Origin of the sequence: Flavivirga rizhaonensis (assembly GCF_004791695.1) — a bacterium.
Lineage (GTDB): Bacteria > Bacteroidota > Bacteroidia > Flavobacteriales > Flavobacteriaceae > Flavivirga > Flavivirga rizhaonensis.
The window spans coordinates 300250-321530 of the sequence record NZ_SRSO01000001.1 but is presented as its reverse complement, the minus strand read 5'-3'; the positions used below and the strand labels follow the sequence as shown (position 1 = coordinate 321530).

Below are 21281 nucleotides of genomic sequence, written 5' to 3'. Positions count from 1 at the left end.
CTATTTAATTACTAAATATGCTGCTGATTTTTTTGATTGTTCTTTACTTGGGCAAATGGCAGATGTTTTATTAAAATCTGTATTCAATAATGCCAATGTAATTGTAGAATCCTTACGTGAATGCATTTTAAATATTTCATATGTATTCAAAACTATTGCTTGCCATTCACTTTGTTTACCTTCGGTTTTTTTCAAATTTATGCTACCAACCTTTTTATCTACCTCTGGTTTTGTATCCCAAGTTAAGGTACTCTCACTCCAATCATCACTTTGTACTGTATAAACATCTAATTTAAATGTTTTTTCTAAATCATCTGTTTTATTAAAAACCTTAACAGGTATGTGTAGGACAACATGCCCTATACTTCTAAGTTTTTTTGGAAGCAGAAACTTTAAGTAGGTTATTCTTGCATATTTACTTTTTGCATTAGAATTGGATATTCTAAGCTGTTTTTTATATGTTTCTCCCATTGTATCTGTAGAAGTATCGCCCCCTTGAACATAAGTATCTTCTGAAACAAGAATTTTAAAATTGTCTTGTGCTTCGGTAAAAGTTGACACACAAAAAAGTGATGTGAACAGTAACCATTTCAACTTCATAGTATTTATTTTTTTTTGTTGTTTTTAATATCAATAATCCATTTAGGTAGTTTACCTAGGCGTAATTTTAATTGCTCTTCAAAAAGAGATTCGGGTTGCACAGGTTTGCCTAAGCTCTCAATTATTTGTACCTCGTCTTCTTTGAAGGTCGTACCAGCACCATGAAAACCAACTATAATTGGTGGTACTATTCTCCAGTACCAAGTATCGGTCGCAACAAAACGAAAGTCAGTTTCGGGCTCATCGGTTTCCTTAAAATTCCACAACACTAAATACTTGCCATGGTTGGGTAAGTTTTGGATAGCACCACCAGCTCTTCCTTGAAAAAAACCGCCTTCTACATTATCAAAAAGTGTACAACGTGGTTGCGATGCATGAGATTCAAAAGATGTATGAGATGCGTATTTGCTTCTCCAGATTACAGTTGCCGTAGTACTCCCGCCACCAACACCTATAGAATGGTGCATGCCCGCAGCATCATTAATATTGGCCATTAATATTCCTGTAGAACCTGACGCATGCATCGCACTATGTCCGTAGTTGCCTTCAATCGTAACGTTTAAAGCAGTACATGAGGCTGAAGACGAGAAGCTAACGCCGTTACTAACGTTTTTAAATGTACAGTCTTTAACCCACGAATCTACCGCCTTTGAAATTTTTAATATACTCCACCCGCCATCGTCTTGTGCAGATCTGTGATGCACAAATTTCTTTAACCAATTGCCTTGAAATGTTAAATTCTCAAACCCTGTGTGGTTTACGTGCTCAAAACTGGAAACCGTCCAATGATGTTTCGATTTTATATCATAATGGATTGGCGAAACCAACGAAATGGTGTTGTTATTTACTTCGGCTACTTGATGACGTTCATTAACTTTAACGCCTTTTTCTAGTAGAGATTTCCATTTCTTTTCTGGTTTTAAAGTACCTAAATCGTAATTTATAAGGTCTTCACTGTTATTTAATACTTCTAAAACGATCCAATCTCCTTTTTTAATTTTTGATGCATCTTTAACCTGAATTGTATGTGTTTCTCTTTTTGAATCGGAGACAATAGTAGTTAAAACATTATCTTTTTTACTTGTTGACACCTGAATGGCGTTAGGGCAACTCCACAGTTTATCTGGGTTTGAAGGTGGCAAATCTTTTTCAAAAAAAAGGATGGTATTTTCTTTATCTTCTCCTCGAAACACAATATTTGAAGCATTAATTTTTATAATACTTTCGTCGTCTGCCTCCGTATTAATATAATATTTACCTTTTGGAAAATAGATGACACCGTTGCCATTTTTCTTTGCCTCTAAGATGGCTTTTTTAATCGCTTCTTTATCAGATTGGGTATCGTTTGCAATAGCTCCAAAATGGGTAACATTAAATGTTTTATAGTTTACGTGCGGAATTTCTACTTCACTGTATTTGTATCCTGCATAAGAAAAATCGGGCAATATGGGTTCCGTACCATCTTTTTTTGCTGTTTTAAAATCTTTCCAAACCACACTTTCTTGTGCTTTGCAACTTAAACAAAGTAATAAAATGATAGCGCAGAAACTAAAATGTATTGTTCTTAAAAACTTTAAATTCATAATGATTCATATCTAAGCAATGCTTCAATATAATAATAATCTGCATAGTTTAAGGGAACGTCAATTTCGTTGTTATGCGGAATACTGCCAACACTATGCTTTAAAATAAAGTTATTGTTCTCACCTAATTTAGCAGTGTATTTTTCTGATGATAAAGCGCTTATTATCTTATCAATATTTAAACGATAAGATTCTTGTGCATATTTATCCAGTTCCAATAGTGCCGAAACCGTTACAGTAGCTGCAGAAACATCGCGAGGTTCATTGGGAATGTTGGGGGCATTATAATCCCAATAAGGGATGCCATCTTTTGGTGTACCTGGGTAATTTAAAATATAGTTTGCTATCTTTTTAGCTTGATTTAAATAGATACTATCTTGCGTATATCTATAGCATACTGTAAACCCATAAAGCCCCCATGCTTGACCTCGTGCCCAAGAACTTTCATCTGCAAATCCTTGCGCTGTTTGTTTGCTTCTAACAGCACCCGTTTCAGGATCATAATCTATAACATGGTACGAACTATTATCATCCCTAAAGTGGTTTTTTAAAGTTGTATTGGCATGCATTATCGCTGCATTTTTATATTTAGAATTTCCTGTTAATTTAGAAACCTCAAACAATAATTCTAAATTCATCATATTATCTATAATTACAGGGAATTTCCAATTTCTTTTAGATTGCCAACCTTTCTCGGTATCCCAACTTTTAATACAACCAACTACTGGGTTAAAACGACTAAGTAAAGAATCTGCAGCTGTAATCATAACTTGCTTAAATGCCTCGTCTTTAGTTAATCTAAAACCATTTCCGTAAGACGAATTAAAAATAAAACCTAAATCATGATTTGTGGTTAAATTCTTGTGATCTTCAAATTGAGCTTGAAACTTTTCAGCAGCATTTTTCCATTTAGCATCATTTGTAAATTCGTATAAATACCAACAACTTCCTGGAAAAAAACCTTCCGTCCAATCAAACGATTTTTTAGTCCAATGTATCTCTCCATTCTTCTGAACGGTTCTTGGATTTCTATTTTCTTTTTCAGCAATCTTTAATAAGCCTGATAATTGTTTTGTTGCAGATTCCAAATATTGCTTTTGAAAAATTTTCTCCTTATTTGGACTTGTATTCATACACGAAAGCATTAAGCTTATTATTATTAAAAATAATAATTTATTTTCTCTCATTTCCAGACTAGTCTTTACTGATTATTGAACGTTTTTATTTTTTTAGCTGTTGATTTTTTATTATTTAAAAACTACCAACCTTGTTTTTGGTTTAAACTGTTGTTCAATTCCACTTCTTGCAAAGGGTAAGGGAGAGATAAATGCTTAGATGGATCGAAAAATAAACCTGGTCTTAAATATGCTTGATGATCTGCATTTGTAGCAGAATAATTTGGATCGCCTTGAATAGTCGCATTTAATAGAGCTAGTTTTTCACCTAACAATTCCCACCTAATTAAATCGTGCTTACGTAAGGCTTCAAAACATAGTTCGCGCAAACGCTCATCAACCAATTCCCCAAAGAACGCTTCTTTACTAGCAATAGCTGCTGGTTTTTCTGAAATTGGTACTAATCCTGCTCTTGTTCTAACCTCATCTAAATATTGCATCGCTGAAGCTGATGGTCCTCCACTAACTTCATTATCTGCTTCAGCATACATCAATAATATATCTGCATAGCGTAACACGGGGAAATTAATGTTTGTAAAGTTTCTTCCAATAGTACCAGTTTCAAGAACAACATAGCCCTCTTGAGATCCCTCTGCAGGTTCAACTCCTGGAGCCACATCATCAAAATTTGCAGGTTCCCAACGTCTATATTTTCCTGGAACATAACTTCTACTTAGTGGATTGGTTACACTTCTAACATCTCCAGTACCACTGTAATCGTATCCAGGTATGTTCCAAACTCTACGTATACTATCATTATTTGAATTATAAACATCCCTTAAAATTGAAGTAGTGCTAAATCCACCAAAAGCCGATGGAAATCCGATATTACTTCCACCTCCAAAACCAAAAGGAATTCCGTTAGTTTCTCCAATTCTACCATCTACGTTTAAACCTATGTCTCTTAAATATGTGAATGAAATTTCGAAAATAGATTCTTGAGTATCGTATACACTCTGAATGTAACTTAAAAAGTGATTTCTATAGCCATCGCTTGTAACTACTATGGTTTCATCTCCATTGGTATCTGTAACCGTCGTACTTGCTGATGCGTTTAAGCTGTATTTACCTGAGTTAATTACAATTTCGCACTGTTCTTTAGCTAAGGCATAATTAGATGTATCTTTTAAAGGATAACCTGCCATTTTTAAATATACGCGTGCTAAAAGCCCATGTGCAGCCATATCTGTTGCTCTACCTTGAACGTAATTTGGATCGTCTACACTTATTAAATGCTCGGATGCAAATGTAAAATCGCTAATAATTTGTGCGTATAAATCCTCTAGAGAAGATGGTGGAATATTGTTGGCTGATTGATCTTTAGTAGAGGTTAATGGCATAGGTACTTCTTCATACCAATTGGTTAATAAAAAATATGCCTGAGCTCTTAAAAAACGTGCTTCTCCCAGTAGTCTATTGTATTCTTCCTCACTAAAACTATCTTGTTTTAACTTTTCAACAAATAAATTACTCAAATTAATGGCGGTGTATAAACTCGTCCATAAATCTTGTACATATCTATCTGCAGGAGTATGCCTGTATAAGCCTACGGTCCAGTTTTCATTAAAACGTCTGTTGTAATAGCCTTCATCTGTTCCGGATTCCATAATTATGGTCATGGCATTTCCGTATACTTCATAACTTGCAAAAACAGAATAAATTCCTGAAAGTGCTATTTCTGCTTCGGTGGTAGAAGCGTAAAAATTATCAATTCCTAAAGTGGATTCTGGCTCTACGTTTAAATATTCTTCACAACTTACTGATAATGCCAATAAGCAGAATAAACCAATATATATTTTATATTTTTTCATATTTGTAATTTTTAGCTTTTTGTATATCATCATTTTAAAATGTAACATTAATACCTGTCATGATAGTGGCACTTAAAGGGTATGCAGACCAATCTAAATTTGGTGTAAGTGCTCCAAATCTTCCTACGGAAACATCAGGGTCATACCCTTTATAATCGGTCCATGTATATAAATTTTGACCAGTTATAAATAATCTTAGCTTTTTAATCTTTAATTTTTCCAACACATCCTTAGGTAATGAATAGCCAATAGAAACCGTTTTTAATCTTAGATAAGAGCCATCGTCAACATATCTATCATCTAATAAATTTCCTGTTGGTGGCCTTCCAAATACTGAGAAGTATCTGGTGGTACCTATGTTTGTATCGGTATTAGTAGGTGTCCAAGCATCTGCCAGTTCTGTGAATCCACTAGAGTTTCTTGTTCTCGGCACTGTAAATATGGATTTGTTAGCATTTAAAATATCAAAGTCATAAGACCATTGTAATAACACTTGAACATCAAAACCACCAATTTCAAAAGAGTTGTTTAACCCTCCAAAATGCTTAGGTTGTGTATTTCCTATTACAACTCTATCTGCTTCATTTATAGTACCATCACCATTTTGATCGATAAATTTAACACTCCCTGGAGCAATTGGTAATGCTCCGTTATCTGGAATACCATCTTTTAAGGTGAAGGATTGCAATGCATTATCGAAAACAAAATCGTCGACTTGATAAATACGATCAAACTGTAATCCATAAATTTGCCCCACTGGCTGCCCAATTCTAGTGATGTATTGGTTTTCTGCATCGCCACTCCATTGTGGATCTGTAAAAATAGCATCTTGTCCACTATTTAATGCCACAACTTTATTTTTATTAAATGTAATGTTAAAAGAGGTCGACCATTTAAAATTTTTATTATCGATATTTCTAGTATTTATACTAATCTCCAATCCTTCATTTTGAGTTTTCCCCACATTTTGTTGTACACGTTCAAACCCCGTATGTAAAGCTGTTTCTGCGTTTAACAATAAATCGCTAGTTTCTTTCTTATAGTAATCTATAGTTGCTTCTATTTTATTATCTAGAAAACCTAAATCTAACCCAATATCTAATTGGTCTGTAGTTTCCCATCTTAAATCTGGCACACCTAAATTGCTTTGAAAAGCTCCAGGAACAAACGTTTGCCCTTGCCCCCAAACATAACCACTGTTCGCATTAATATCTAATTGGCTAATAGCATCAAAATCACCCACTCTATTATTTCCGGTACGCCCCCATCCTGCTCTTAGCTTCGCATCTGAAATAAACTTAATGTCTTTTACAAAGTCTTCGTTATTTATTCTCCAAGCTGCTGAGAACGATGGAAAATACCCCCATCTATTTTCTGGTTTGAATTTCGAAGAGGCATCTGCTCTATATGTGGCGGTTAAATAGTATTTATATTTATAGGAATAATTAGCCCTACCAAAGAACGAGAACAGTCTATTTTGACTCACAGCTGTTACTGGAATGGATGGTGAAATACCTATCCCTATTTTATCTATTCCGAAAATATCGGTTGGAATTTGCGAGTTTCTGGCACTAGAAAAGTCTGTAGATCTATCTTGTACCTCCATACCTGCAAGGAAATTTGTATTGTGTTTTCCAAACTTTTTCTTGTACGTTAAGGTATTTGATGTTGATATGGTTTGAATTCTTCTATTCGTTACCGTGCCATTTATTCCGTTAATTCCGTTTGTACCTTGTTGCGTTTCTTTTCCAAAAAACAAAGTTTGTTTTGTATTATTTAATTGATAATTTCCTGATAGTTTTAAAATTAAATTATCATTGAATTCATAATCTAAACTTAAATTACCTCTCACTACATCAGAGCGATTGCTTCTATCTGTATTTTCAAGATTTTTTACAGGATTAAAAAATGCGCGTTGGTTAGAATCATTTGGATCTACTCCTCCTAACAAAAGACCATCAGCATTAATTGGCTCCACTGGCCTAAATTGAACAGCATCCCTGATAACACTTACGGTATTATCTCCAGACACATTTAAACCCGTTCTATCTGAAAATGCATATTGAACTTGTCCACTAACTTTTGCTTTATCATTAATTCTATGATTAATCCTTATATTATTTATTATTTTTTTGAATCCTGTGTTTATTAAGGTACCTTCTTGATTGAGGTATTCTGAAGAAAAATATAAAGATGTATTCTCATTCCCACCACTAATACTTAGATTGTATTGATCTGTATCTGCAAGCCTAAAAATTTCGTCTTGCCAACTTGTACCTTCTATATTTCTATAAAGTTCCGGATTTCCCCAGGTGTTATAAAATTCACTTGTTTCAGATCCAGGCGTGTAATTATCTAAAGCAAAAGCAATACCTTCTTGATACTTTACATATTGAAATGGGCTCAACACTTCAAGTCTATTAGGAATCCACTGTAAACTGTGCGCTATACTAAAATTAACATCGGTTTTCCCATCTTTACGACCATTTTTGGTAGTTATGATTATAATACCATTGGCTCCTCTAGAACCGTAAATTGCCGTTGCAGAAGCGTCTTTTAAAACATCATAAGATTCAATATCGTTAGAGCTAATACTGGCTGGATCAAAATCCTCTAAAGCAATACCATCTACAACGTATAATGGTGAATTATCTCCTGTTATGGAATTACCTCCTCTTATAATAATATTTAAGGCAGCTCCAGGTGTGCCATCGACAGATGATACTTGAACACCAGAAATACGTCCTGCTAATGCTTGATCAAAATTGGTTGTAGCAGTTTTTACTATGTCTTCTGAATCAACACTACCAATAGAAGTTGTAAGGTCTCGCTTGTTTACAGAACCATACCCCACTACAACAACTTCATCTAGGGATTCTGCAGATTCTTTTAAGACTACATTTAAAACTGTTTTGCCATTTATTGAAATCTCTTGTGCCTCGAAGCCCAAATAGGTAAAAACTAAAACAGCGTTTTCATCAATATTATTAATATTATAATTACCATCAAAGTCTGAAATAACCCCTTTATTCGTATTCTTTACAAGTATAGAGACTCCTGGTAGAGATTGATTATCAGCATCTGTTACCTTTCCTTTTATGCTTTTTTGGGCAATAGCATTTAAAGAAACTGTAATGCAAACTAATGTGATTATTATTAATTTTTTCATCTTTTATTGTTTAGTTTGATATTTGGTTGGTTATTGTTCCGTAGCTTTAAAATGGACGTCTGAGATAAAGTATCTACCTGCTCTTCCCGTTGCTCCTCTAATTTCTCCTGTAAAATATGAGGCGTACTTGAACTTAAGCGTAAAACGTTTCTCATCCTTGTAGGGGTTTAAATCCAACTCACATCGCACCCATTTGCCATCTGCATTCCTAGAAGGATCTTTCAAACCATCTGGATCTGCTTTTTTCTGATCTCCCGGATATGGTGTTCCTATAAATGGTGTATCTGTATTACTATTTATTTGACAGGCAACTTGACTATTAACTTTAGTCCATGTCGCCGCGGCATTGTCTCCTGTATAATCTGTGGATATGTAAATCTCTAAATCTGTTGGTGTTCTTCCATCTGATAAATATTCTACAAATCTATTCTGAGTATAAAATACAGCTGACAAATTGAAACCGAGCCTATATTGACTCAAATCTTGTGTATTTATAATGACATCAGACTCATGTGGGACTGAAGCTCCACCAACAACAGCATTTGTAAAAATGGCTTGTTTACCATCGATAACCGGTAAGGACGTATCTAAACTGGCTAATGGCGATGGTCCTGTTTGTTTCCAAATATTTTCAGGAAGTACTGCACCTGGTGTTATTACTTCTACTGAATAACCATAAAGTCTATTATTGGCTTCTAATGATGGGTAGAAAAAGTAATTTGTTTGTTTAGGCAATATAACTGGTGTATTTGATGCAACCAAAAACAAGAAGCTTTCGCCTTGAAACTCTGTTTTCTCTCCGCTTATGTTACTAGTTACTATAACTTTCGGATAAATAGTATCATTTTCTACTGTTGCATATCCAGCTTCAAGTGAAATGATGCCCGTCTGAGAATCGATATTTAATTTATCATCATCACTTCCAAGTTCGAAAGTTACATCTGGATTTCCAGTAATTAAAAACGGTTGTGTTGTTTGAGAGCCAGCACCTACAACTAAGTTTTGAGCTAGTGGCGAATACAGTAAATTAGTCACTAATCCTGGTCCCACACTAACATGTAATGCATCTTCAAACGTTGTTGAAAGTGTTCTGTCTCCTGCTGTTGTTGTTGCTTTAATAGTGAAATAATAATTACCAATTCCAAAGTTATTTTCGTCATTAATAGTAATTACCCCATTATTTCTTGTGTCTACGGAAACGTAAGTGGTTACCGTTTCTCCATTGAACTCGTAGTAGTTTTCAGGACTTAGGTTTTCTATAGTTTCAACAGTTCCAGCGATACTCACTTGGCTCATAAAAGTATCGTCTAAAATAGTACCATCTTCTGTTCTTCCTGAAACAATTTCAAAAGTTGGTATTAGCCCACCCGTATCAATAGTTGGTACATCGGTTTTTAACAAGGAAAATTCTCTAGCATTTATAATCTCTGTATACGATAAGTTTTTAGGTTCCCCAAGACTCTCAAGCGTTGGATCTTCTATAAATGTATCTTCATTACAGCTTTCCGTAAAAAGAAATAAAAAGCTTATAGACATTAAAAGGAAACATTTTTTCATTAGTTTATAGTTTTGCTGGTTCTTAAATTGAGTTTAGTTTGAAATTTAAATTATCTAATATAGTTTTGGAAACGTACATGCATTTAAAAAGCATGAGCTATAACCAAAAAAGATTTAGATTGATTTTTTGGTAAAGGTGCTTATTTATGCACGAAGTTATGGGGTATTTTTAATTGAAAAAAAGGGGGTAAATTAAGCCTTTTTTTATGTAAAAGCCTGATTTCTATACTTATCCTGCATTTTTTTGCTTTCGGTACTGTGACGGTGTTTCGTTAAACGCCTTTTTAAAACATTTTCTAAAATACTTTAAATCATTAAACCCAACATCGTATGCTACGTTAGAAATACTCATATCTGTTTGTGAGAGTAATTGACTTGCCTTTTTTAACCTTACTGATCTAATAAATTCTGATATGGACTGCCCTGTTAATACTTTTATTTTTCTGTATAATACAGATTGACTCATAAACATTTTATCTATAAACGTATTTACATTAAAATTAGCATTAGAAAGGTTTTCTTCTATAATTTGCATTGCCTTTTTCAAGAAAACTTCGTCTGTAGATACTGCTGTAATTTCTTTGGGCTCTAAAAGAATATCTTTTTTAAACTTTTCAATTAAATGCTTTCTAGATTTTAAAATATTAAGTACTTGTAGCCTTAATGTTGGTCCATCAAATGGTTTTGTTAAATAAATATCTGCCCCAGTTTCATACCCTTCTTTTTGCACTTTTGAAGATGTTCTTGCTGTAAGCATAATAACAGGTATATGGCTTGTTCTTATATCTGTTTTAAGTTTGGCGCACATTTCTAGTCCATTCATTTCTGGCATCATAACATCACTAACAATAACGTCTATTGGATTGTATTGTGCTGAGTAAATACCTGCATGCCCATTTTCTGCTTCATAGACATTAAAGTCTTCTTCGAAAATTTCTTTTATAAATTGTCTTACTTCAGTGTTATCTTCAACTAAAAGGATAGAAGGTAATGCTTCATCAAATTTGCTTTCCTCAATTTCAATATCTTCTCTAATCCATCCAGATTTAACGTTAGCAACTTCATAATAATCTAAAATATCATTATCCTCGTAATCGTTTTCAATAATTTCATCAGGCTTTAAATGTGCTTTCCCTAAGGGTAATTCTATAGTAAAACAAGACCCTATGCCCAAATTGCTTTTTACATAGATATTACCATGATGAAGTTCTACAATATCTTTTGCAAGCGCTAAACCTACTCCTGTACCAGATCTTAATTCATTTTGTTGCCCTAATTGAAAATATCTATCAAAAACATATTCAATATCTTCTTCGGGAATTCCTTTACCACTATCTTGAATTTCAATTTTTACATAATTATAATCACCTCCATTATTTAATGCCTCCTTATTTGTTGATATGTTTATTGAAACGTTACCATGTTGCGGTGTGAACTTAAAAGCATTAGATAGAATATTCAATATTACTTTTTTCATTTCGATTTTATCAAACCAAACTTCAACAGATTCTTCTGATGAATGCAACGCATATTTTATATTTCTATCTTTTGCCATCTCATCAAAAGACAATTGAATGTCTTTTAAAAATGTTACCATATCATTTTTTGAAACATGTAAAAGCAATTTACCTGTTTCGCTTTTTCTAAAATCTAAAAGTTGGTTGATTAGTTGCAACAGTATACTGGCATTTCTGTACATGCCTGTTAATTGATTTTGAATATATGAATCTCCAACTTGATTATTAATCATCCTTTTAAGAGGTCCTACAATGAGAGTGAGTGGCGTTCTAAAATCATGGGAAATATTGGTAAATAGTTGAAGTTTTAAACGATTTACTTCTTCCATTTGCTGTTTATCGAGTCGTTCTTGTTTTAATTCATTTCTATCTTGTATTCTTAAAAGTGTGTATTTTCTAATGCCCCAAAACAAGGCAAGTAACATTAATAGATATATAATATAGGCCCACCAAGTTCTCCATAAAGGTGGGAGAATTTTTATCTTGATTGAATTTCCGTTTTCATTCCACAAACCATCATTATTGGAGGCCTTAACTTTAAAGGTATAATCTCCATTATTTAAATTGGTGTAAACCGCTGTTTTATTATTTCCAATAAAATTCCAGTACGTATCAAAACCTTCCAGCTTATAAGCATATTGATTTTTATTGGGTTGTGAGTAACTTAATGCAACAAAATCAAAACTAAAATCGTTCTGGTTGTATTTTAATGTTATAGAACTTAGAGCGTCTGTAATAGTTTTAAACGGCTTGTTTCTAACTGAAAAATCCGTTAAAACTACAGGTGGTATAAATGTATTTTCCTCTATTTGGTTAGGATTGAAAACAGTGAAACCGTCTGTACCCCCAAAAACCAGATTACCTTTTTTTGTTTTTAAATAAGCCCCATAATTAAACTCATTACCTTGAATGCCATCGGTTTCTTCAAAATTTTTAAATGTTTTTGTCTCTAAGTTTAGTCTGCTTAGTCCTTTATTCGTGCTAAGCCATACATTGCCGTAATCATCTGGTAAAATAGCATATATTACCTCGTTGGGCAATCCATCAACTAAACCATATCTTACTTTTTTACCAGTTTTTGAGTTGTAATTGTACAAACCATTGCCTTCAGTTCCAATCCAGTAATTGTTTTCAGATTCTTGATATATGCTCAATACAGGGTTTAAAGTATATGAGTTTGTGGTACCTTCCCTAAAATTAACAGGAGTTATATGTTTTGTCTTAATATCTATTTTAGCAAGTCCATTTATACTTCCAATTAATATTGAATTATCTGTTTTTGATTTCGAAATCGTATAAATAAAATTACCTAGAGTGTTACTACTGTCTTCAATTCTAATAAATGCGTTTGTATTTCTGTTATAAAAATTTAATCCGCCTTCGTTAGTTCCAATCCAAATATTGTGTTGAGCATCTTCTGTAATGGCGGTAATTTTATTATCGCTAATACTAGTACTATCATTTGGATTATTTTTAAACCTTTTAAATCTTTTATTTTTTTTATTAATGATTATCTGATTAAGACCTCCATCATGTGTTCCTACCCAAAAATCACCTTTGTAATCTTTAATTATTGCTTTAACATTGTTGGCACTTAGACTATTTAAGTTTTTAGGATCATGCTTATAATAGGCAAATGTTTTCTTTTTTTTATCATAAAAATTGATTCCTCCGCCTTCAGTACCAATCCATAAGTTTTCTTCATCATCTTCAACAATAGAACTTACTACTTTATAGTTCAAATTTTTTATACTATACCCTTCGGAAAACGTAGCAAAATCATTAGAACTTTTATCATAATAACTTATCCCCCCAGCCCAGGTACCAATCCACAAGTCTCCTCTTGAGTCCTCTACAATTTCATAAATAGAATTCTGACTTAAGCTTTTAGGGTCAGTAATATCATGCTCATATTTATAAAAAGCATCATTCTTTTGGGTTAGTTTGCATAAGCCATTATAAGTCCCAATCCATAAATAGCCTTCTCGATCTTCACATATAGTTCTAACAGAGCTTGTAATTGCTACTTCTGATTTTAATTTAAAATCTTCAAAAGCGTCTGTATCAGGATTAAAAAAGGCTAATCCGTTGTTATATCCCAACCAAATTTTACCACTAGAATCTTGAAATAAGGCAGTCACATTGTTTTTAGTAATTGTTGGTGTTGCATTATTAGGATAATCATAGTGTTTAAATCCATTTTTTTTTACATCATAGAGATCAATTTTCTCACTTGTACTTATCCATAAATCATTATTAGAAGCTATAAATATTCTTCTAACTTTATCTGAACTAATGCTATTGGGATTGTTATCATTATGCTTAAATGTAAGTATATTATTGGTTGCTATATGAAACTTGTCTAGCCCTTGATTAGTTGCAATCCATAAAAATGATGAGTCTTGTACTTTAATATCCCAAATCTCGTGGTCATAAAATTGCTTGTTTAAATTAGACTTTCTTACGCGCGAAAAATTGTCATTCTCTGGACTATACTTATTTAATCCCTTTTTAGTTCCTACCCAAATGGTACCACTATAGTCTTTAACCAGCTCTGTTATCCAGTTGTGGCTTAAACTATTTATCTCTTCCGAATTATAATTGTAATTTTTAAAGGTATCTCCATCGAATTTATTCAATCCATATCGAGTTCCAAACCACATAAATCCTTGATTATCTTGAAGAATGCTTGCTACAGAACGTTGAGATAATCCATCTTTTGTTGAATAGTTTTTAAATTTTAAATTGTTTGAAAAACTGGTATTTTCTTGTGCAGTTGAAAGTGCAATACAAAAAAAAGATAAAATAGATAATACGTTTGATACTTTCATTTGTTAGATATACGTTTCAATCAAAAAGAAATAAAATTTATACTATCGAGTTGAACAATTTTTAAAAATAGTAATTCTTTTTTTAACTATAAAAGAGGCTGTCTAAAAAGTGTCATTCTGAATGGAATGAAGAATCTCTTTAAAATATATAACCCTGATTATGAGTAAAATAAGATTCTTCGCGTTGCTCTGAATGACAAGATTAACCACTTTTCAGACAGCCTCTTTTGTTAAAAAACAAACGAACTCAAATTTTATTGAATCTTAATTCCTTCTGGGTTTTGTTAGTTCACTTATGGGTATTGAAGCAGTAGGGATTGGAGCAATATATTGAGTCTTTTTGGCATCCTTTGGGGTACTATTTACTCTGCTAGATCTCTTTTGGCAGCTATTTATTCTACTTCTTTTTAAGTTCTTACCAAATCAAATCACCTTTTATATGCTCCTGCTAATTTCCAGCCTTTCTCCTCAATAATATCATCTACTATAGCTGTAGCTACACCAAAGTACCATAACCTAAATATGTCATTGTTAATTCTGAACTATCTTTTTCAAGAGTCATTGAGAAGTCGCCATCAAAATCTGTAACTACATCATTTTGGCTTCCAGTTTCAAGAATATTAACCCCAGCAACTGCTAGCCCAGATTCATTGGTCACTATACTTATGACTTTAGTTTGACCGTAAACCGTTAAAATTGAGCACATAACAATCAAAAAAAGCTGAGTTAAATGTCTCATCAAAATTTTAAGTCTGGTTTTCTTCATAAGTTTTAGTTTTTAGTTATTTTCTATTACAAATGACAGAAACAAGCATAAAAAAGTGGGTTACAATTTAATTTTTTAAAGGGGGTGAATTAATCTTTGATAATAATTCTCTTACATAAAAACTACAGGTATTGTAGCTATGAAATGAACAATTATTCGTTATATGGGTTTAATAAAAAAACGTGTTACCTATAGTTTTATTTTTTTGAGGAGTGTCTTATAATCAATTCAGAATTCAAAAGTCTAAACTGGATTTTAGTAGTTTTAGTTTTATTATTAATTTGTTCAAATAATAGGTTAGAAGCCATTTTACCGATTTCAAGTGCTGGTTGATTGATCGTCGTAAGGCTGGGTTCTATAACTGCTGAAATAGGGTCATTGTTAAAACCAACAACAGCGATATCTTCTGGAACTCTTACCCTTTTGCTCTTAAAATATTTCATAGCACTTATGGCCGCAGTATCATTAGACGAGTACAAACCATCAATGTTTTTTAATCTAAGTATTTTTTTTGCAGCTCTAATACCATCTTCTTCTGATAGATTTGATTCAAAAATATAATGGTCGTTTATTTTAATATTGTTTTTCTCCAAAGCTGCAATATAGCCTGCTTTACGTTGTCTATAAAGTTCAATTTTTTGAGAACCCGAAAAATGTACAATATGCTTACATCCTCTTGAAATTAAATGCTGAGTAGCATCAAAACTAGCTTGAAAGTTGTCAATATTCACATTAATGCAATTAGGCAACTCACAGGGTCTATCAAAAAAAACAATTGGCTTATCAAGCTTTTTATAGGCTTCTAAATGCTCATAATTTGTTGTTTCCATTGAAATAGAAATCATAATGCCATCCACACGGTTAGAAATGAGCGTAGATATTATTTTTTTCTCTCTTTCCAGATTATCTAATGATTGACAAATAATAACATTATATCCAGCTTTATGAGCAGTTTCTTCAATCCCCGCTATGACTCTGGCAAAAAAGTGCCTAGAGATTCTAGGCAAAACAACTGCTATCGTTTGTGTTTTACTGGTACGCAAGCTAGAAGCTAAACTATTTCTTTGATACCCTAGTTCTTTCGCTTTTTTTAATATTTTTCCTTTTGTTTTTTTAGATACTCTTGGACTATCATTTAACGCTCTTGAAACCGTAGAACTATCAATACCCAATGCTTTAGAAATATCATGTATAGTAGCTTTATTTTTATTCATTAAGAAAATTTACAATAATTTAGCGCATAAATATAGTAAAAACAAATATGGTTAAATTTAAAAATACAATCGATTGTATTTTTAATATAATTTACTATTTTTACACAAAACAAATAACACTATTTAATTATGAGTACAAACTGCGAAGTAAGATATGCAGCATCTCCGAGAGAAGTAAAAAAAATGGATACCACTGAGCTTAGAAATGAGTTTTTAATAAAAGACCTTATGGTAAAAGACGGGATACATTGGATATATTCTCATTATGATAGGTTTATGGTAGCTGGTATTGTACCAATAAATAAATCTGTAATTCTAGAAACTATTGATGAATTAAAATCTCAATACTTTCTTGAAAGAAGAGAATTAGGCATTATTAATATAGGTGATACAGGAACTGTTTCAGTAGATGATACTGATTATATTTTAAATCATAAAGAAGCCTTGTATTTAGGGCAGGGAAATAAAAAAGTGTCGTTTTCAAGTAAATCTTCTGAAAATCCAGCACAGTTTTATCTAAACTCTACTCCTGCTCATAAAACGTTTCCAAATAAAAAAATTGGAACTCATGATGTTGAAGTTATAGAGTTAGGAGCTCCAGAAACTGCTAATGCCAGAACGTTAAGAAAATATATAGTAAATAGTGTGGTAGATGTATGCCAATTACAAATGGGTATGACTACTATAAAACCTGGTAGTTCTTGGAATACGATGCCAGCACATGTACATGATCGAAGAATGGAAGTCTATTTTTATTTTGAAGTCCCTGAAGATCAAGCAGTATGTCACTTTATGGGCGAGACTCAAGAAACAAGGCATATCTGGATGGCAAATAAACAAGCTGTTATTTCTCCTCCCTGGTCCGTTCACTCTGGCTCTGGTACCAGCAATTATAGTTTTATCTGGGGAATGGCTGGTGAAAATCTGGATTATGGTGATATGGATGTTTGTGCAATTAATGAATTACGATAAATTATGTCAATAAACTTATTCGATTTAAAAGGAAAAACAGCTCTTATTACGGGCGGTACACATGGCTTGGGGCAAGCTATGGCAATTGGTTTAGGTCATGCTGGAGCTACTTTGGTTATCAATGGAGCCTCTTCACAAGAAAAATTAAATAAAGCAGTTTCTGAATATAAATCTTTAGGTTTAACAACTTACGGATATCTTTTTGATGTGACTAATGAAACACAAGTCATAAATAACATAGCTAAAATAGAAGCTGAAGTAGGTGTGATCGATATTCTGGTTAACAATGCTGGAATTATAAAAAGAACCCCTTTAGAAGATATGGAAGTTGCTGATTTTGAACAAGTCCTTAAAGTAGATTTGGTAAGTCCTTTTATCATGTCAAAACATGTTGTAAAAGGAATGATTTCCAGAAAAGAAGGGAAAATTATTAATATTTGCTCAATGATGAGTGAATTAGGACGTAATACGGTAGGTGCTTACGCTGCAGCTAAAGGTGGTCTAAAAATGTTAACTCGAAATATGGCAACGGAATGGGCCAAACACAACATACAAATAAATGGCATCGGACCTGGATATTTTGCAACCAGCCAAACAGCACCAATTCGTGTTGATGGACATCCATTTAACGATTTTATTATTGGAAGAACACCGGCAGGTAGATGGGGAGATCCAGATGATTTACAGGGAGCTGCTGTTTTTTTAAGTTCAAAGGCAAGCGATTTTGTTAATGGACAAATTATTTATGTTGATGGTGGTATACTGGCTACTATAGGCAAGCCTTCAAACGAAAATTAAAATAAAAAATTTCTTGAAACCGACTATCATCGGGGCAAGCCATAAGAGTATTTCGCTAGTTTAATTTTGGCATTAGGGTCAAAAAACCGAAATTTTGTATTTACATCACCCAGAACTGCCAAAAAAGGTCGTTCTGACATCTCCTTCGGAGAGGTGAATAGGAAACCCCGACCCAAGGGTTGGAGAATTTTTAGATTAATAAAATAAATCCACATATAAAATGAAAAACTATAAGTCTTTATTTTCTGTTTTAGCAATCGTCTTTTTATCAGCTTGTTCTCCAAAAAAAACGGATAAAATAATCGTTATTAAAAACCCACTCAATGTTGAAAGAACTTTTGAAACTGTTGAACTTACAAAAGACTTTTTAAAAATAGAAGATTTATCAATTATTGGCATTCGTGATGTAGAGACTAATGAGCTACAAATCACCCAAACTATAGATTATGATGGTGACGGTGTGTTAGACAAGTTATTATTTCAACCTAAAGTTGGAGCAAATTCAGAAAAAAAATATACCATAGTTAAGGTTACTGAAGAAGAAAAATCGGAAGTTACTGATTATTGTTACTCTCGTTTTGTTCCCGAACGTACAGATGATTATGCTTGGGAAAATAATAGAGTTGCATTTCGTGTATTTGGTCCTACTGCCCAAAAAATGAAAGAAGAAGGGATTGAAGGGGGCACACTTTCAAGTGGTGTAGATGCATGGTTAAAAAAAGTTGAATACCCAATTATAAATAAATGGTATAAAGAAAATGATGAAAATATAGGCAGCTATCATATAGACCACGGTGAAGGTTTAGATAATTTCCATGTAGGTAGAAGCAGAGGCGTTGGTGGCATTGCAGTAAAACAAGATAGTACTTATTATTACTCAAAAAATTACACCAAATGGCGTACCATAGCTACTGGACCAATACGAACTAGTTTTCATCTAGAATACGCAAATTGGGATGCTGGAGGCCATCAGATTATGGAAAGCAAAATTATATGTTTAGATTATGGAAATAACTTATCTAAGTTTGAAACTAAAATTGAAGGGACTCAAACAATTTCTGTTGGTTTAACGTTGCATGAAAACGACGGCAAAGTTAGTGGTAGTGATAATGACGCTTGGGTAAGTTATTGGCAACCACATGGTGATTCAGAATTAGGGACTGCTATTGTTGTTCCAAAACAATTTTTTATAAGTTTCGAAAAATACAATACCGAAGCACCAGACGAAAGCAATGCTTATACTAACTTAAAAGTGATAGATAATACAGTAACCTATTATGCTGGTTTTGGTTGGAAAGAAAGTGGTCAGTTTGCTAACAAGCAAGAATGGGAACACTATTTGAATCTGTTTTCTAAAAAAATAAATACACCACTAGAAGTTATAGCTAAATCATTATAGTTTGACATATTTTTTGTATCTTGTAGTATGTCATCCTCACTAGATTCCAGACGGCGATTATTTAAAGTAAAAGCAAAAGAGCAGTTGACATTCCAAGAGGTCAGTGCTAGGTTTGGGATTCCAATACGCACACTGTTTAGGTGGCAAAACCGTATAGAGCCCAAGACCAAGCGAAACAAGCCTGCTACCAAATTAGATATGGATGCTCTTCGTAAAGATGTAGAAGATCACCCCGATCTTTATCAATATGAAAGAGCTAAGAAATTTGGTGTTAGCCAAAGTGCCGTATTCTATGCCTTAAAACGTTTAAAGGTCAGCAATAAAAAAAACGCTGTTCTATCCTAAAGCAGATTGGTTGTCCAGGCTTGTATTTCAACTTAAGATATTTCGATATGAGTTTGTTGAAAAAAAGCCCGTTGTCTACATTGACGAAAGTGGGTTTGCAGTGGATGCCCCCAGGGACAGGGGTATGGTCCAAAAGGGCAAAGGTGCTATGCCAGCAAAGATTGGCATGCAAAGGGCAGGGTAAATGCTATTGGAGCTGTAAGCAACTTCAAGTTATTTAATGTATGCCTGTTCGATGCGTATATAAACGCAGACATATTCCATGCATGGCTAATACAAGAGCTACTCCCCAGCACCCCAAGCAATTCGGTCATCGTACTTGACAACGCAACATTTCACAAAAGAAACGATGCCTTACGGGCAATGGAAGAACAAGGGCATACCGTAGAGTTTCTTCCTCCGTACAGCCCTGACCTGAACCCAATAGAAAAGAAGTGGGCACAGGCAAAGAGGATTAGAAGGAAATATAATTATACACCTGACCAACTGTTTTTTTACACAGAATTATGACGCTTTATTTTGATTTAACTATATATAAATAGTTCTTTTGTAATCAAATTCACCTAAGCGTGTTTTTATAACACAAGTTTTAACATTATTAATTTATATAAAGGAAATGTTGAAGATATATTACTGATCAATTGAACTGTACCAGTAATAATTATAAAGCATAAGCTTTAAGTGAGTATAAAATCTATTTAGGAAACTGCTTCTTAATATTCCGAATTAAATCTTCCAACCCATTCATTTTTAGATCATAGACCTGAGTAAGCATATCCCCTAGTTTTCCTTTCGGGAATCCTTTGTTATGATACCATACTACATAATATTCAGGCAAATCTATTAAGTAACGATCTTTATATTTACCAAAGGGCATTTTGGTATGTGCTAAATCTATAAGAAATTGTTTATCTGGGAGCATATATTTAATCTATCGATTTATATTTAGAGAACTTTTTTAATTCGTCAGCAATATATAATTTCCATTTGGTTTGAGCTTCGACATTTCTGGAATAATTGGTTTCAGAATCATATCTATTTTGCATCTGTGAAAGCTCTTTATTAATAGTATTATGAAGCGTTTTTAATTGGGCTCTAACACTATTAGACACTACAATCTGTTCTATTCGATATCTGAATTTACGTGCATATAATTCGGTAATATCAAAATGTAACTGTTCATGACCTAAAACATGATGATCTGCTTGTTCTTTTTTATACCACGATTTTTCTGGATAAAAATGAGTATGTACTTCTGAAGTAAAGTCTACAACTCTATCTTCTGTTGCGCTAACCGAAAAACCGAAGGTAATGCCAGACGCTGTTATGGCTACTGCACTGGTACTTTTATCTGGCTTGTCTTTAAAATCGGACCAAGATAATTTATACGATTCGTTCCATGATATAACTGGCTCGTCCTGTTGTACGCAAAGTAAACAACATAAAATAAAGAATACTTTAGTCACAAGGTTTAGTAAAATTTAATTTTTCGTTGCAAGTTTATTTACATCAATCATTTAGTAGATTGCCACAGTCGTTCCTCC

At 33.2% G+C, this 21281-nt stretch carries 15 protein-coding genes and 1 pseudogene; 5 read left to right on the top strand and 11 right to left on the bottom strand.

Annotated elements, in window-relative coordinates:
• The 9 genes from EM932_RS01180 to EM932_RS01140 all read right to left on the bottom strand — a co-directional run bounded on the left by EM932_RS01180 (position 1) and on the right by EM932_RS01140 (position 16223).
• Positions 1–600, bottom strand: a complete 600-nt coding sequence (locus EM932_RS01180) for a CBM96 family carbohydrate-binding protein (RefSeq protein WP_135874634.1) — start codon at positions 598–600, stop codon at positions 1–3.
• Positions 601–605: 5 nt separating this feature from the next.
• On the bottom strand, positions 606–2183 hold the full coding sequence (locus EM932_RS01175; protein ID WP_135874632.1) for a DUF4955 domain-containing protein: 1578 nt from the start codon (positions 2181–2183) through the stop codon (positions 606–608).
• Entirely contained in the window at positions 2180–3316 is a 1137-nt protein-coding gene (locus EM932_RS01170; RefSeq protein ID WP_246040822.1) for a glycoside hydrolase family 88 protein, read from the bottom strand. The genes EM932_RS01175 and EM932_RS01170 overlap by 4 nt, the downstream gene beginning before the upstream one ends.
• A 125-nt stretch (positions 3317–3441) precedes the next feature.
• Complete coding sequence (locus tag EM932_RS01165; RefSeq protein ID WP_170179687.1) at positions 3442–5169, bottom strand: RagB/SusD family nutrient uptake outer membrane protein; 1728 nt, start codon at positions 5167–5169, stop codon at positions 3442–3444.
• Positions 5170–5203: 34 nt separating this feature from the next.
• Positions 5204–8338: a SusC/RagA family TonB-linked outer membrane protein gene (locus tag EM932_RS01160; RefSeq protein ID WP_135874626.1), complete on the bottom strand. Its 3135-nt coding sequence runs from the start codon at positions 8336–8338 to the stop codon at positions 5204–5206.
• A 30-nt stretch (positions 8339–8368) separates the two neighbouring features.
• Entirely contained in the window at positions 8369–9895 is a 1527-nt protein-coding gene (locus EM932_RS01155; RefSeq protein WP_135874624.1) for a hypothetical protein, read from the bottom strand.
• 229 nt (positions 9896–10124) lie between these two features.
• Entirely contained in the window at positions 10125–14243 is a 4119-nt protein-coding gene (locus EM932_RS01150) for a hybrid sensor histidine kinase/response regulator transcription factor (RefSeq protein WP_135874622.1), read from the bottom strand.
• A gap of 496 nt (positions 14244–14739) precedes the next feature.
• Complete coding sequence (locus tag EM932_RS01145; RefSeq protein WP_135874619.1) at positions 14740–15009, bottom strand: carboxypeptidase-like regulatory domain-containing protein; 270 nt, start codon at positions 15007–15009, stop codon at positions 14740–14742.
• 197 nt (positions 15010–15206) lie between these two features.
• A complete protein-coding gene (locus tag EM932_RS01140; protein WP_135874617.1) occupies positions 15207–16223 on the bottom strand; it encodes a LacI family DNA-binding transcriptional regulator in 1017 nt (338 codons plus the stop codon).
• A gap of 129 nt (positions 16224–16352) precedes the next feature.
• On the opposite strand from EM932_RS01140, the gene kduI reads away from it, so the two are divergent.
• The 5 genes and pseudogenes from kduI to EM932_RS21380 all read left to right on the top strand — a co-directional run.
• On the top strand, positions 16353–17195 hold the full coding sequence (gene kduI, locus EM932_RS01135; RefSeq protein WP_135874615.1) for a 5-dehydro-4-deoxy-D-glucuronate isomerase: 843 nt from the start codon (positions 16353–16355) through the stop codon (positions 17193–17195).
• Between the two features lie 3 nt (positions 17196–17198).
• Complete coding sequence (locus tag EM932_RS01130) at positions 17199–17993, top strand: gluconate 5-dehydrogenase (RefSeq protein WP_135874613.1); 795 nt, start codon at positions 17199–17201, stop codon at positions 17991–17993.
• Between the two features lie 220 nt (positions 17994–18213).
• Positions 18214–19392 (top strand): DUF4861 family protein, encoded by a 1179-nt coding sequence (locus tag EM932_RS01125; protein ID WP_135874611.1) that lies wholly within the window; start codon positions 18214–18216, stop codon positions 19390–19392.
• A 27-nt stretch (positions 19393–19419) separates the two neighbouring features.
• Complete coding sequence (locus EM932_RS01120) at positions 19420–19737, top strand: IS630 transposase-related protein (RefSeq protein WP_135874610.1); 318 nt, start codon at positions 19420–19422, stop codon at positions 19735–19737.
• Between the two features lie 120 nt (positions 19738–19857).
• Positions 19858–20247: pseudogene (locus EM932_RS21380) on the top strand (transposase); the annotation flags it as partial.
• Positions 20248–20431: 184 nt separating this feature from the next.
• Here EM932_RS21380 and EM932_RS01110 read toward each other — a convergent pair.
• Both EM932_RS01110 and EM932_RS01105 read right to left on the bottom strand, forming a co-directional pair.
• Positions 20432–20659 (bottom strand): DUF3820 family protein, encoded by a 228-nt coding sequence (locus EM932_RS01110; RefSeq protein ID WP_135874608.1) that lies wholly within the window; start codon positions 20657–20659, stop codon positions 20432–20434.
• A 4-nt stretch (positions 20660–20663) separates the two neighbouring features.
• Positions 20664–21203, bottom strand: a complete 540-nt coding sequence (locus tag EM932_RS01105; RefSeq protein ID WP_135874606.1) for a DUF922 domain-containing protein — start codon at positions 21201–21203, stop codon at positions 20664–20666.
• Positions 21204–21281: the final 78 nt, after the last annotated feature.

Excerpts from the sequence above, each read along its gene's own strand:
- EM932_RS01180 (WP_135874634.1), bottom strand. The coding sequence starts at position 600 with ATGAAGTTGAAATGGTTACTGTTCACATCACTTTTTTGTGTGTCAACT.
- EM932_RS01175 (WP_135874632.1), bottom strand. The coding sequence starts at position 2,183 with ATGAATTTAAAGTTTTTAAGAACAATACATTTTAGTTTCTGCGCTATC.
- EM932_RS01170 (WP_246040822.1), bottom strand. The coding sequence starts at position 3,316 with ATGAATACAAGTCCAAATAAGGAGAAAATTTTTCAAAAGCAATATTTG.
- EM932_RS01165 (WP_170179687.1), bottom strand. The coding sequence starts at position 5,169 with ATGAAAAAATATAAAATATATATTGGTTTATTCTGCTTATTGGCATTA.
- EM932_RS01160 (WP_135874626.1), bottom strand. The coding sequence starts at position 8,338 with ATGAAAAAATTAATAATAATCACATTAGTTTGCATTACAGTTTCTTTA.
- EM932_RS01155 (WP_135874624.1), bottom strand. The coding sequence starts at position 9,895 with ATGAAAAAATGTTTCCTTTTAATGTCTATAAGCTTTTTATTTCTTTTT.
- EM932_RS01150 (WP_135874622.1), bottom strand. The coding sequence starts at position 14,243 with ATGAAAGTATCAAACGTATTATCTATTTTATCTTTTTTTTGTATTGCA.
- EM932_RS01145 (WP_135874619.1), bottom strand. The coding sequence starts at position 15,009 with ATGAAGAAAACCAGACTTAAAATTTTGATGAGACATTTAACTCAGCTT.
- EM932_RS01140 (WP_135874617.1), bottom strand. The coding sequence starts at position 16,223 with ATGAATAAAAATAAAGCTACTATACATGATATTTCTAAAGCATTGGGT.
- kduI (WP_135874615.1), top strand. The coding sequence starts at position 16,353 with ATGAGTACAAACTGCGAAGTAAGATATGCAGCATCTCCGAGAGAAGTA.
- EM932_RS01130 (WP_135874613.1), top strand. The coding sequence starts at position 17,199 with ATGTCAATAAACTTATTCGATTTAAAAGGAAAAACAGCTCTTATTACG.
- EM932_RS01125 (WP_135874611.1), top strand. The coding sequence starts at position 18,214 with ATGAAAAACTATAAGTCTTTATTTTCTGTTTTAGCAATCGTCTTTTTA.
- EM932_RS01120 (WP_135874610.1), top strand. The coding sequence starts at position 19,420 with ATGTCATCCTCACTAGATTCCAGACGGCGATTATTTAAAGTAAAAGCA.
- EM932_RS01110 (WP_135874608.1), bottom strand. The coding sequence starts at position 20,659 with ATGCTCCCAGATAAACAATTTCTTATAGATTTAGCACATACCAAAATG.